The organism is Levilactobacillus brevis ATCC 14869 = DSM 20054 (genome assembly GCF_001433855.1).
GTDB classification, from domain to species: Bacteria; Bacillota; Bacilli; order Lactobacillales; family Lactobacillaceae; genus Levilactobacillus; species Levilactobacillus brevis.
Window position 1 is genome coordinate 71,121 of the sequence record NZ_AZCP01000007.1, and the last position, 14,293, is coordinate 85,413.

Sequence of the window (14,293 nt, forward strand, 5' to 3'; positions counted from 1 at the left end):
CCAAACTGATAACAAGGTCATTAAGACGGAAACCTTACAAGGGGCGTACGGGACAACGGATGCGTATCGGACGGCTGATACGATTGCCGCGTATGAGAATGCGGGCTACGACCTGGTCAGTGATGGTTATCCAACAGCCGGGGTAGTCTATGACCAGGACGGAATTGTTCAAGCATATACGGTAACTTTGAAGCATAAATTGATCACGGTCACCCCGGACAATCCCGGAGTGGCGGGTGATCCAATCAACCCAGATAATCCGGATGGACCGAAGTACCCAAACGGAACGGCAGCAAAAGATTTATCCAAAAAAGTTAGTCGAACCATTAGGTATCAATTTGAGAATGGCGAGTTAGCTGGTATGGATAATGTTCAGACAGTCTCCTTTAGTCGTAATGTAACTATTGACGTCGTAGCCGGCACGAAAGTCTATACGGATTGGTTGAATGATAGTAGTTTAACCGGAAGCTATAAAGCGGTCGATTCACCGATGATTGCGGGCTATACGGCCGATAAACCGAGGGTCGGTAATACGTCAGTGTTGGGAACTGATCAAGATAACGATATCGTTGTGACGTACACGGCTAATTCAAAAGAAGCCACGGTGACGTACGTTGATGCCACCACGGGTACCGTTCTTACTACGGTGAGCTTGACCGGTAGTCCTGATACACCGTCCGATTATCGCACGGCTACGACGATTGCGGCTTACGTTAAACAAGGCTACGAATTAGTGAGTGATGACTACCCAACTTCAGGGGCGCCGTTTAGTGAGGGTGGTGTTAACTACACCGTTCGTCTGGCCCACGCAACTGACACGACGCCAGAGACTAAGACAATTACCCAAACGGTTCATTATCAAGCTAACAATGGCACACCACTGCATACGGATACGATAAGCACAATTACTTTTACCCGGACTAAAGTGGTTGATCACGTGACGGGGGCCGTTGCTTATAGTGGTTGGTCAACGAGTAAAGATGACAACACCTTCGTCAGCGTACCAGCGATAGCTATCGCTGGCTATCATCCGTCCGTCACTGGGACGCAGGCCGTAACAGTCACGCCAGATAGCGCTGATGATGTCCAAACGATTAATTATGTTGCCGACACGGTTACCATTAAGACGCCTGATCAGCCGGTAAAGGCTAAAAAGTCACAGAAGAAGCAAAAGAAAGTCGTTCAGGTAAAACAACTGAAAAAGATTAAGCAACCAGTTCAGATGGCCGGTGCGACTGCCGCGGCACTTGAATTAGGAAAGACGACTAGGCCTATAAAGCAAGCTGAAAAAAACAAGCAAGCTGTAGAAAATAAGCAAGTGACAACGCGTGAGCAGGCTACGGCACAGAAGCGAGCGACTTTGCCACAAACGAATGATAACCGACAAGCGAGTGTTACAGCCGAAATTCTTGGGCTAATTGTAGCGGTTCTACTAGCGGGACTAAGCACAATGCTTAAAAGACGTCATGAAGGCTGATAGGTGTCGATTTGTTACATGGATTATGGCGCAATTAGGTTACGGTTGTTTTACATCAGAATCTAGCACAATGCTAGATTCTTTTTTATCAGTTTAATTAGCTTTAAGCTCAAACTGGTAACGTTAGAGAATCGCTAAACGAGTTTGATTAATAACCTTTCTAACCGCAATTTGGTAGGCAAAAATTAAATTTTGCGATGATTTTCGCGCTTTTTTTGGATGTTTATATTACAATTTCGGCGAAATAGTGGGAAACGGTTGTCTTTTAGTGCGGGATTATTTATTATTGTATTTGACTGTATGGAATTATATGGAAGTAAATTTAAGTGAGGAACACATCACAATGAAGAAAATGATTATTCATGGCGGCCAACGGCTCACTGGTGAAGTGACGATTGGCGGCGCGAAAAACAGCACAGTAGCGTTAATTCCGGCAGCGATTTTGGCTGATACACCGGTGCGTTTTGATATGGTACCGGATATTCTTGATGTCCACAATTTGATGTTAATTTTGAAATCAATGAACGTACATTCTACGTTTGAAGACGGGGTCTTAACCATTGACCCCACTGAGATTGTTGAAGCGCCACTCCCAAGTAAAGCAATTAAGAGCTTGCGCGCGTCGTATTATTTTATGGGGTCCTTGTTGGGGCGGTTCCAACGGGCCACGCTGAGCTTTCCTGGTGGAGACAATATTGGGCCACGGCCGATTGATCAACACATCAAGGCGTTTAAGGCGCTGGGAGCAAGTGTTACTGAACATGATGGCACAGTGAAGATTACTACGGGTCCGGAAGGCTTACATGGCGCGCGGATCTTCTTAGATATGGTGTCCGTGGGGGCTACGATTAATGCCATTTTGGCTGCCGTTAAAGCGGTGGGCACTACGGTGATTGAAAATGCGGCCAAGGAACCAGAAATCATTGATATTGCCACGTTCCTTAATAACATGGGCGCGCACGTCCGTGGGGCTGGTACCGATGTTATTCGAATTGAGGGTGTGCCAACGCTACGGGCGATGAACACCCACACGATCATTCCTGACCGCATTGAAGCGGGAACGTATTTGTCGATGGCGGCAGCCATGGGTGATGGGATTGTTGTGAAGAATGTGATTCCGGAACATTTGGAATCTTTCACGGCTAAGCTTATTGAGATGGGTGTGCCACTAGAGATTAGTGAAGATAGCATCTATGTTCCCCGGGTGACAGAACTCACGCCAATTCAAGTGAAGACAATGCCATTTCCTGGTTTTGCGACCGACTTACAACAGCCCTTGACGCCACTCTTGTTCCGGGCAGCTGGTAGCAGTGTCATCATTGATACGATCTACCCCAAGCGCATCAAGCACATTGCCGAATTGCGGAAGATGGGGGCTAACATCCGATCTGAAGATGGGATGATTGTGGTTGACCCGAGTGATGACTTAATTGGCGGCCATGTGCAGGCGGGCGAGATTCGCGCCGGGGCCTCCTTAGTGATTGCTGGACTGATGGCAACGGGCGATACGGAGATTGATCAAGCCGATAATATCTTACGGGGGTATGACCGGATCGTGGCTAAATTAACAGCTTTGAATGCGAACGTTGAGATCGTGGAGGATAGTTTAGTTGAAAATGGTCGCGATTAGCCATTGATGGCTGGCGTAATCCATGGTATAATTCAACGGTTGACGATTAATCAATCTCTGGTTCAGTCAATGAATCAGGGCAAAGGAGCGTAATACATTATGAAGCAAGGAATTCATCCAGATTACCGCGAAGTTGTGTTCCAAGACTCAAGTACTGGTTTCCAGTTCTTGTCTGGTTCAACGGCAACTTCTGACGAAACGGTTGAATGGGAAGATGGCAACACTTACCCATTGATCCGTGTCGAAATTACTTCTGATTCCCACCCATTCTACACAGGTAAGCAAAAGTTTACCCAAGCCGATGGTGCTGTGGACCGTTTCAACAAGAAGTACGGTTTATCCAACGACTAATTATAAAGTTTATGATTTGTCTGGCCGGTGGGCAGCTTAGCTGTCACCGGTTTTTTGTTTGGCCTGGTTTGGCTGTTGGATAGCCTATCTGGTGGATTGAAGCGCCGGGCTTTGTTTTTAATCGTAAATGGCGTAAAATTCAGAACCGAAGAGATTATGAAATTGGGGATTGGAGTAAAGTAAAATGGCAGAGAAAAAACAAACACCCAAGAAGCACCGCTGGCGGTGGCTATGGACCGTTTTGTTTATCTTCTTATTAGCAATCTCGTTGGCCTTAATCTTCAACGAGCAGATTAAAAATTGGTTGATCTCTTCCTATCAACCACGGATTTCACGTAAATCGGTTCAAAGTAATCAAAAGAAGAAAGCGTCATATGACTTTAGTAAGGTAAAATCGTTGGATTTCTCAACGGTGGCCAATGCCCGCTGGAATACAGCGGATATTCATGTCGTTGGTGAGATTTTGATGCCCCAGTCCAAGGTTCATTTGCCAATCGCTAAGGGGATTAGCAATGAGGTCTTGGCTCTGACCGCGGGAACCATGCGACCGGACCAGAAGATGGGGGAAGGTAACTATCCGTTAGCTGGGCACCATATGGCCTCACAGACGATTTTATTCAGTCCCCTGTACTGGAAGACTCGGGTTGGACAAAAGATTTATCTGACGGATGCTAAGCGTGTCTATGAGTATCAGGTGAGCGTGCGGAAGTTCATTCCGGCAACGGACGTGCAGGTTATCGCACAAACCAAGCAAAAACTGGTCACCTTAATTACGTGTGATGCTACCGGTGCAAACCGCTTGATGATTCGGGGGAAATATGTGAAGCAGATGGCCTATAAGGACGCACCAACGTCTGTTCAAAAAGGGTTCCATGGTAGCTTTAACAACCGAAGTTAAAACTGATAAGTATGAGGTAATTACCGCAATGACGGCGATTGCCTCATTTTTTATGCTGTAAATAAGGATATAGGACGATTGAAAGCGCATACTGTGTTGCTTTTTTTAATCAGTTTTGGTATAAGGTATAAACGACGCGGTACATCTTTAATTTGTGTCCACATTTTGCTGAACGGCTAAAAGTAAGGTCGGTTAGTAATCAAACGATAATCTTTGAAATGCTTATACGTAGGCGTTTTACGAAAATAAACAAGATAATTGTTTATGGTCCAATCATTTTTCAAAAAAATCTCTACCACAGAAGAATAATTGTGGACAAAAAATTAATACCATGATATTATAAGTGTGGATATTGAGAGGGCCATGATAAGCTTCTGATGACTAGCAGGAGCGGCCGACGGTGAAAGCAATAGAGTGTGTTTCTGGAAAAGGGGGAGCAACGATGACCCACAAAATTTTAAAAATGTTGATGTTAACAGCTTTGTTGGCGGGCATTGGGACTAGCTCTCTGACTAATGCGCAGGCTGACTCAACCCAAAAGACCACAGCTTCAGCAACATTGGTTTCGGGGGTTAATGGTGGGATCAAGTTAGACTCCGCCCCAGATGTTAGTTTTTCCGCGCAGTTAACCGGGAACGAGATCAAAGATTTAGCTGGCGCCCAAACGGATGATTTACAAGTAACCAATGCCGGCTCAGCAACTGGTTGGAACGTGAAAGTTGCTGCTTCGGCCATGACGGACGCTGATGGTCAGCCGTTAGCTGGTGCAACGTATGGATTCACAACTACGGCGGCTAAACCTTTGGATGAAAACAATAACTCTACAGCGACTGCCAACAACCTCAGCTTTGACGGTGCTGGTAGTGGCGAACAAATTGCCATGCAGGCTGCCCCAAAAGAGGGCTTGGGAATTTGGCAAGGTAACTATGCCAAACCACAAATGACGGTGCCGGCTAACGCCATGGGTGGTGTGTACACGGCAACATTGACGTGGACGTTGGGTAACACGCCAGAATAGACTAGTTGACTGTATGTGGTAGTTGACGAGGGATTTTACAATAACTAAGGTGAACCGTGAGATGACGCTTTTATCAGCGCTGCTATCGAGTTTTGCCTTAGCTACTAGTGAATTTAACTTAAGCTAAATAAAGATTGATACCACAACTAATAAATAGTGGACAAATAGCACAAAGCGTGCTAATATGTAAATGAATCGTTGATAGGCACGAAAGATGAGCGGCTAACAGATACGCTTTAGCCATCTATAATTACGTTCATTGAGGTGCTCGTAAGTTACTAGGGGATTACAAGCAAGGATATAAAGGAGATAATGATAATGACTAAGACGACTGTGAAATTTGCTGCGATTGCTGCTTTGGTTGCTGGATTAGGATTGGTTTCTGCTACTACCGCGAATGCGGCGACGTTTGGCACAGATGCTAACAGTGGGAGCACGACAACTAAGACTACTTTGAAAGCCAGTGATACAACAACGGGGGATAATGGGGTTGTATTGAAATCTGCTCCAGACATCGACTTTGGAACGATTCAATTGAATGGTGATGCGGTTACTAGCACTGCGGATAACACAAACGTAACTGATACGTTAACGGTGGTTAACGCCGGGCACAAAGATGGTTGGAATGTTCAAGTGCAAAACGATGCCATGGTTAGTGGTTCAGATACCTTGACTGGTGCAACGATCACGTTGCCAACGGTTACACCAAGCAATGGTGTTGCTGGTGATACCAGTGTTGGTGCTACCACGAAGGTTGAACTGCCTGGTGCCGGCTCTCAAGGTGCTACTAATGTTATGACTGCGCCAGCTAAAGGCGGGGTCGGGACTTGGAATGCTGATTACTCATCAACCAAGCCAACGTTATCTGTACCAGCTAACTCAGTTGAGGGTGCTTACACCTCTAACTTAACTTGGAGCTTGGTTGATTCCGTAAAGGCATAAGCGATATTAATTGAAATCTGTTAAAGCTTGGACGATTGTTCAGGCTTTTTTTATTTTTAGTAAATACTGAAAACCAAAACTAAATTGCGGTAATAAAGCTTGCTATTTAGCGAGTAGTTTAACGTGTCGTTTATAGTGTAGTTACATTATGCAATGATACATCGAGCCTGGCAATTAGCCATATTACGGAGATGATTTCGCTACCAAAATCTATAGACAAGACCTATCCTATGGGGAATTGCTTGGCAGATTGGATACGGTGTGAAACGTATGAATGGGATTCCTGATTAATCGCAAATAATGTTGTTACCACATAAGATTAATAGTGGACAAAAATATGATTATGCGTTATACTGAATTCGAAGGTTAGGAATGAGTTAAGCAGCTCGATGAAGATAGCGAGAACAACTAGGGTATTCTCGAGCCAAGCACCTGAACTAGCCATAGTAGATAAGTTAAAGCCACTGAGGATATATTAAAGGGGATAATGATAATGAAAAAGACTTTAAGCATTATTGCGACGGTTGCTGCTTTTGCTGGTTTAGGTTTGGCTTCGGGAACAGTTGCTCACGCGGCTGTTGATTCAACTGGTACAGGGGCGACAACGGATGCTAACATTACGTTGAAGACCGGTGATACAACGCAAGGTGCCGGCGGGATTACGTTAACGGACGCACCAAGTTACACGTTTAACGCCGCTACCTTGAATGGTGAAAAGCAAGCAACTAATACGACGGCTACGGGTAACTTAACAGTTAAGAACCCTGGGGTTGCTTCTGGTTGGAATGTTACAGTGGCTAATGATGCAATGACTGACGGTACACATACTTTGGATGGTGGTAGCTTGGTATTGACGTCTACCGGGGCTACAACGACTGATTCAAAGAATACAACTACGCCGGCTACACCGACAGCATCACAAACGGTGACCCTGGGAACAGGCGCTGACGGTACAGCTGCTCAATCCGTAATGACTGCTGCAGCAGAAAAAGGTTTAGGTATTTGGAACGCCAACTATACGAATGCGACTTTGAACATTCCATCTTCTGCGATTGCTGCAGATTCAACGACTGGTTCAGCTTACAAGACGAACTTGACTTGGACGTTGGCTAACACACCAGCATAATCGACTCATTTAAATATTGAATTCAAAGGCATAGGCATTCTTAGTGAATGGTTTCTATGCCTTTTTTATATGGCATGTAATTGGTTATAAGTTCCAGTATGGCTCACTTGCAGGAAGAAACTAAATTAATGATCTAAGTATAGTGGATGAATCATTTCGACTAATTACCTAATTAATCGTGGCATTATACTAACATGCTACGCATGCAGGGGTAGCTAAGCCAAAGATTAATCCGTCAATGGAATATATTGGAATAGTTAGATTGGCCAATTGGAAAAAGGGGTTACATTTAATCTGTTATAAATGTTTCTTGCACATATGATTAATGATGGACAAGAATTGACGTCGGTTGTATACTGAACGTAGAAGTTTGAACGGTATTATGTGATTGGTTAGGTAAGATGACTAGGGTTTGCTTAATCGGACGAGCAACAAGCTAAATGACATTAGGAATACTGGAAAGACTGTGATCTTCCAGTACTAAAAAGAACAATTACATAATAATGAAGATTTATGGTTTTCGGTAGTTGAGGAGGAATCACTCATGAGGAGTAAATTACTAGGGCTAAGTGTTGTGATGATGACAGTTTTATTTGATAGTTTGGCAGGGGCGAAAACGGCACAGGCGGCGTACACAGATGATAGTGATGCGAAGAACGCTTTGGCAACTATGCCCAAGGGATTGCCGTTGTCCACTTACTTTGCTCCCGGACAAGATTACGATTCGACGGGATTGCAAGGCGGCTTTACGCCTGAAGTCCGTGATTCAAATAATAGCAGTAGTAGTGGTACCCAGGCCATGCAGTTAACGGCCGATAGTTATAACGGTGGAGCCGCAGTATGGTCCAAGGACGGCTCCAAGTTTAATTTGTATAAAAATCAAAAAGCCAGTATGTGGTTGTATTTTGGTAATAAGGGAAGCAGTGCTGGCGATGGAATGGCATTTGTTCTTCAGAATAATAGTTCGGGTGGCACAGGAACTTATAGTGACAAAGGGCAGAGCCTAGGCGTTTGGGGAAAAGATGTATCAACTGATTCCAATGGGACTAAGACACAAAAAACGATAGCCGATTCAGCGATTCCCAAGAGTTGGGCGTTGGAGTTCGATACATTCGTTAACTCGGCGAAACCGAATGGGACGGATTTTGTACTTCCAAGTCCTAATCCGGATGGAATCACCAAGATTTCTGGTAATATAGGTACAGCTACTCTGTTCAACACGAACGCACCAACTACGGCTGCTAATAATACATTAAAAGTAGCGAATAATAATATTGCGGATGCGGCTAATGGATACGATGCCAATGCGGGGAATGTTAGTTCCTATCCACACATTGCTTCTAATTATCCCGGAGAGCCAAGTACGTATACTCTTAATTCGTTAGGCTCAGTGTATATTGGTGGGTATAAGGCCTTTTTGTCAGGGACACCGACGGATACACAGCAATTAACCTACAACTGGGCTACTTTAAATCACGAAGGTGTATTATCCTATCCAAACACTGGACGTGGTGGAAAGCTATCAAATGGTAAATGGCATCACTTGTCGATTGATTACAAGGCAGCAACATCTACTAGCGATGGCGTTATGACCTACACCTATGACGATAAAGATCCGGACACAGGCGCTAAGCAAACCAATGGGACCGATCATGGTGCACTGGAAGAGAATAAAATGTCACAACAGTTTAACATTACGCCCTCAAAGCTAGGTGCATCGGAAGCTAACCCAACTGTTTGGTGGGGCTTCACTGGGTCGACTGGGATGGCAAGTGAAAACAATTTAGTCGCGTTTGAACAAATTCCTAATGTGGCTAACATTAACTCTAGTGGAACTATGACCGACACGACCACCAATAAAGATGTTACGGACAACGCTACTATTCAAGGTAATGACCACGTCAAAGTTAATTACAATGTGTCTTATGATAGTGGGACGTCTGCCTGGGAGAACATTAAATCAAAAATTGCGGTACCACAAAACATTACGTATAAAACGGCTAAGATTACCTATACTAAAAAATCCGGTGCGACCGAAACAGTCACTTTAGATTCATCAGATATTTCACAGAATGGAATCGATCTACAACTGGATCACGATCTGAACAACGAAAGTGACAGCGACTACGTTTCCGCTGATATTACGTTAACGGGGGTGGCGAAGAACCCATCGACGCAAACAACTATTGCTGCGACTACTGGGAGCTTCACGGGGACGCAAGCAATTACTTCTGTTGATATTCCGTCATTTAAGATTGCGCCATCAACGTTGAATCTGCAGTTGGATCAGTCAAAAGTAACGGCTTCCGGTGATAGTGATGTGCAGTTGACTGGGAAGATTACCTCAACGGCTACTTTGGACAGCAATGATAAGCTCATCTTGCACCCGTCTATTAACGGGAATGATTTGGCTACCAGTAAGCTGAGCGCGACTGATAAACCGGGCATCTTCACTGTGTCGGTTCCGATTAAACAGTTAAGCAGTGGCGAGAATACGTTTGAAGTTTATGCGACCGATAGTACGGGGAACTCGTCTAACACGGGTACCGTGACGATCACGCTGGGGTCGTTGTCTTTTGGCACCGTCTCTGATAGTGCGGCTTTCAAAGATACAACGTTAGATGGCAGTCAGCAGACTGCTGGTACGAATGGCGATTGGAACCTTAATGTCCAAGATACTCGGGCCGTTGGTAGTCAATGGACGTTATCTGCCAAGATCTCACAGCCGTTTAAGGTCAATGATCAAGCTTTAAAGGGCAGCTTGATGTATAAGACGGCCAACGGAACAGAAGCCATCACGGCGGATAATACACCGATTGTGACGCACACCAAAACGGCTAATGACAGTTCGACAACGAATGTCGCTGGTAGCTGGAATACGGATTCTGGCTTGCTATTAGATGTGGGTAGTAGCAATACGGCCGGCACTTACAGCGGGCAATTGACATGGACCTTACAGGACGCACCACAATAAGTTATTAATTAGGAGCAGTTTTAGCAATCAGCTAAAGCTGCTTTTTTGTCGTGGTCAACCAGCTGTGACCACTGAAGGTTGCGCCGGCTAGCTACGATTATGGCTCATGGTTCATAGAATGAATGCCCAAAAAGGTAGGGTCGATTAAGCTGGTCAGTGATAGCGGGTAAGGATTGGGTGAGGATAATGGGAAAAGATAGTTATGACAGGCAACTATCTGCCTTTGAAGATCTGCGGTATGAATGGGTGTAACTGGAAACTATATGAACGACTTTAAAAAGGGCGGATTTTACATAATCCTGATAAAAAAATATTAGTGAAATCGAATTCAATTGATAATTCAAACAATGAACAAGCCTTGACGTACCAGTAAAAAAGACTAATGGTTAGCATCAGAACGAAAGAAAGAATACCAAATTATCGAAAAAAACCGGCTATCCATTTCGATAACTATGGACAAAGTAAAAAAGACGTGCTATTCTATACATGAATCATCGATGAGTTCAACGAAGAAAGTTATAGATAATGTTGGTCTGTAAGTTAGTTAATCACAAGTTGAGAATTTGGTTTGCCATTTTCTCACCTAACGTGAGGATGGGGACAGTGATGAGATTTAAAAAAATCTGGTTGTTGCTGTTAGGCCTCCTAATCGTTGCTGGTGGGGGACAATCCGTAGTGGCTTTAGCGGATGTTCAGCAATCTACTTACCAAGTGGAGCTGACACCGAGTAAAGATGCGTCCGGCGCAATTGCCGGAGGGGATGGTGACTTTGGCGTTGGCGATAGCGGGAATCCTAGCAATAGCTCAGCAACGAAGTCACCGAGTGGTAGTCGGGTCACACCGACCGCAGCTCAGGGCCAAGACGGTGACCAGGTATCTGGAACACCGACGCGGTCCGGTTTGAGTGGACGTTTACCACAATTGTCAGAAGGCCAGTGGTACGGTTTTGGGTCAATGGCAGGTATCATCATATTATTGCTGATTTGGATCGGCATGTTGTTAAAACGTAGGAAGCAAGAAAATTAAAAAACTTTAAGTTGAGGGGATAATATTATGACTAAGAAAACTTTACAATTTGTAGCAGCTGCAGCTATGGTAGCAGGTTTGGGCTTTGGTTCAGTTTCCACCGCCTTTGCGGCTAGTGACAGTGCCAGTGGGACTAACACGGGGGATTTGCACACGACTGCTAAGGTTTCATTGACTGCCGGTTCCACTTCTGGTGGGGACAACGGTGATGGCGGTAACGCTGGTGATGGGGCATTGGCCTTAGTTAGCGCACCAAATTACACGATTGATGGTGGTGAACTTGGCGGGTCAAAGGCATTGAAATTAGCCGGTACTGCTGACGGCAGTACGCCAGTTCAAACGGTTAACCCTGGTCTTAAGACCAACTGGGGCGTTACTGTGAAGAGTAGCCAATTCGTGACAACTAGTAAAACAGAATTGCAAGGTGCTGTGTTGACCTTAACTAAGACTGGTGTTACCTCACCAACTGGTTCAACTTCTTCGACTGCACCTACTGCCGAGGATTCTATTGCATTGAATGGTGATGGGACTTCTGAACAATCTGTTGTTAAGGCTACTGGTAATGAAAATATTACTGGTGATGCCAAGGCGGTTGGTGTTGGTACATGGAACACGAACTTCGATACCGCTAGCTTGGCTGTTCCAGATGGGAACACGGCCGGCGATTACACTTCTAACTTAACTTGGACTCTAAAGAACGCCCCATTCTAAGACGTTTAGGCATCGATAGTGAGGAGGCGTCGTCGTGAAACGTTTGTTATGGTTTATGGCCTCGCTAACTCTAGGGATCATGTTTACGGCGCAGTCGAATGCCCTGGCCAATTCAGGGTCATTATCGACCACTGCTAAAGTAACCTTAAGCGGAGATGGAAGTACTAAGCCGGTTAATCCCGGTGGACCAACCGATCCAGATGATTCTGGGAATAACGGGACTGGTTCCAAGGGTAAATTAACTTTGGATTACGTACCAAATTTAACGTTCAAGCAACAGCGGGTTACTAAAGGGCAAATTGTAACGACGGCCACCAATCGTGGTGCTTACGTACAAATTAGCGACCGCCGTTTCACGGGTGCGGGTTGGCAGTTACAAGTCAAACCCAGTCCCTTAGTTGGCGAAAAAGATTTTTCTGAAATTTCAGCGGCGGCCTTACAGTTGGGTTCAGCTTCCTTTGCTAAGGCAAGCACAACCAATGTGAGTGCTAGTCCGACGGTCACCGACTCGGCGACCAGCTTGATTCCGATTGGCAGCTATTCACTGGTTGCTTCGGCGAACAAAGGAACTGGTCTGGGGACGTGGTTGTTACAGGTAAACCGTAGTACGATTGCACCAACCAAGCTATTGGTAAATAATGCTGATGTCAAGCAACAGCAGACTTATCAGGGTGCATTAACTTGGTTACTGACTGATACGCCGCAATAAGTAGAAAAGTTAGTAGCGGTGGCGACAGCCACCGCTACTTTTGTTATAATATAGGTAAAAAGTGGGAATTGGAGGCTACATCATGAAGCGTTATTGGCAATGGATTTTGGCATTGGGGGCACTGCTAACTTTTGCGGGCTGGCATACCACGACAGCCCACGCTGAAGGGGTTGGCTACACCGTATCGGCAAAGCTGCCAAAGAACCAGGATGATAAGAATGTCACCTATTTTGCTCTGCGGGTTAAACCTAATCAGCAAGAGAAATTAGGGGTGGTTATCTCTAATCAAAGCAAGAAGTCAGCAACTTTCCAATATGGTGTCAATCAAGCGATTACGAATAACAACGGGGTTATTGACTATAGTAATAGTAATCCGAAGCTTGATAGCTCATTAAAAGTGGGTATTAAGGACGTTTTTAACGAACAGAAGCTACAGAAGGTAACGGTGCCGGCGAAGACGTCTAAGACCGTTTACGTGACCTATAAGATGCCTAGCAAGAAGATTGACGGGATGATCTTAGGTGGTGTTTACGTCAAGAAGATGGCCGGTAAGGAAGCCAAGGCGAAAAAAGGGGTTACGATTACCAATCAATTCGCCTATGTAATTGGTGTTCGCCTGCGTGAAAGCAGTGTCGATGTCGCACCTGACATGAAGTTAAATGAAGTTCGGGCTGGTCAAATCAACGCCTATAACCAGGTGGAAGCGAACCTCCAAAACCCACGTCCCGGTCTGATGTCTCAATTGAAGGTTAAGACCAAGGTCACTGAGGTTGGCAAGACCAAGGTTGTCTTACAAAACGAAAAGTCGAATATGGCGATGGCACCTAATAGTAACTTTAACTATGCCATTCCATGGGGCGATACCCAATTGAAGGCGGGAACGTACACGTTAACGTTGGACGCAACAGCTAAGGGCGGTTATCACTGGCATTTCGTTAAAAACTTTACGGTGACCCAAAAGCAAATCAACAGTTTGAAGAATAAGATTAATACGCCACAACAGCACAACTACCTCTGGTGGTTTGTTGCTGGCGGGATTCTGATTATCTTATTGTTAGCGATTATCATTTACTTGTTGCTCAAGCGCAAGCGTAATGACGATGACGATAAGCAAGAGTCGAAATAACTGAGTAAGTTACAACACGGTTCTACTGACAGAGTAGAGCCGTGTTTTTTTGTGGAAATTATTAATTGGACACTTTTACAAATGTGCTGATATTATTTAACCGATATAATGGTGTTTACAGGATATAATTTGATAATTGTTTTAAAATAAACTGGTTAATGAGTGACGATACATGTTGATCCAAAAGCGTTTTAAGGGGTTTAACAATCTGGATAAAGAGTGTTTTAATGATTACTGTTAAACGGTATTGATAAGTGTGGCCTTTCATGAATTATTTTGTTATACTGTGTGTAAGTTATAGGGGA

The 14,293-nt window shown here is 44.7% G+C and carries 12 protein-coding genes; all 12 read left to right on the top strand.

Annotation, left to right across the window (positions count from 1 at the left end; translation table 11 throughout):
- Positions 1-1,477 (top strand): mucin-binding protein (locus tag FC61_RS12430; RefSeq protein ID WP_420890110.1); only part of this gene is annotated, 1,477 nt, incomplete at its 5' end.
- 343 nt (positions 1,478-1,820) lie between these two features.
- Entirely contained in the window at positions 1,821-3,107 is a 1,287-nt protein-coding gene (locus tag FC61_RS11800) for a UDP-N-acetylglucosamine 1-carboxyvinyltransferase (protein WP_024525692.1), read from the top strand.
- Between the two features lie 99 nt (positions 3,108-3,206).
- Positions 3,207-3,458, top strand: coding sequence for a type B 50S ribosomal protein L31 (locus tag FC61_RS11805; RefSeq protein ID WP_011667279.1), 252 nt, complete (start codon positions 3,207-3,209; stop codon positions 3,456-3,458).
- Positions 3,459-3,642: 184 nt separating this feature from the next.
- Positions 3,643-4,356 (top strand): class A sortase, encoded by a 714-nt coding sequence (locus tag FC61_RS11810; RefSeq protein WP_021741638.1) that lies wholly within the window; start codon positions 3,643-3,645, stop codon positions 4,354-4,356.
- 442 nt (positions 4,357-4,798) lie between these two features.
- Positions 4,799-5,374, top strand: coding sequence for a WxL domain-containing protein (locus FC61_RS11815; protein ID WP_052256212.1), 576 nt, complete (start codon positions 4,799-4,801; stop codon positions 5,372-5,374).
- A 318-nt stretch (positions 5,375-5,692) separates the two neighbouring features.
- Positions 5,693-6,316 (top strand): WxL domain-containing protein, encoded by a 624-nt coding sequence (locus FC61_RS11820; RefSeq protein ID WP_035464465.1) that lies wholly within the window; start codon positions 5,693-5,695, stop codon positions 6,314-6,316.
- A gap of 493 nt (positions 6,317-6,809) precedes the next feature.
- The gene (locus FC61_RS11825; protein WP_052471859.1) at positions 6,810-7,442 is read left to right on the top strand and encodes a WxL domain-containing protein; all 633 of its coding nucleotides are present in this window, start codon (positions 6,810-6,812) and stop codon (positions 7,440-7,442) included.
- Positions 7,443-7,986: 544 nt separating this feature from the next.
- On the top strand, positions 7,987-10,416 hold the full coding sequence (locus FC61_RS11830; protein WP_021741643.1) for a WxL domain-containing protein: 2,430 nt from the start codon (positions 7,987-7,989) through the stop codon (positions 10,414-10,416).
- Positions 10,417-11,022: 606 nt separating this feature from the next.
- Positions 11,023-11,442, top strand: a complete 420-nt coding sequence (locus tag FC61_RS11835; RefSeq protein ID WP_024525686.1) for a hypothetical protein — start codon at positions 11,023-11,025, stop codon at positions 11,440-11,442.
- A gap of 27 nt (positions 11,443-11,469) precedes the next feature.
- Complete coding sequence (locus FC61_RS11840; protein ID WP_021741645.1) at positions 11,470-12,153, top strand: WxL domain-containing protein; 684 nt, start codon at positions 11,470-11,472, stop codon at positions 12,151-12,153.
- Between the two features lie 34 nt (positions 12,154-12,187).
- Positions 12,188-12,862: a WxL domain-containing protein gene (locus FC61_RS11845; protein WP_024525685.1), complete on the top strand. Its 675-nt coding sequence runs from the start codon at positions 12,188-12,190 to the stop codon at positions 12,860-12,862.
- Positions 12,863-12,944: 82 nt separating this feature from the next.
- The gene (locus tag FC61_RS11850) at positions 12,945-13,988 is read left to right on the top strand and encodes a WxLIP family cell surface protein (RefSeq protein ID WP_021741647.1); all 1,044 of its coding nucleotides are present in this window, start codon (positions 12,945-12,947) and stop codon (positions 13,986-13,988) included.
- The last annotated feature ends 305 nt before the right edge of the window (positions 13,989-14,293 follow it).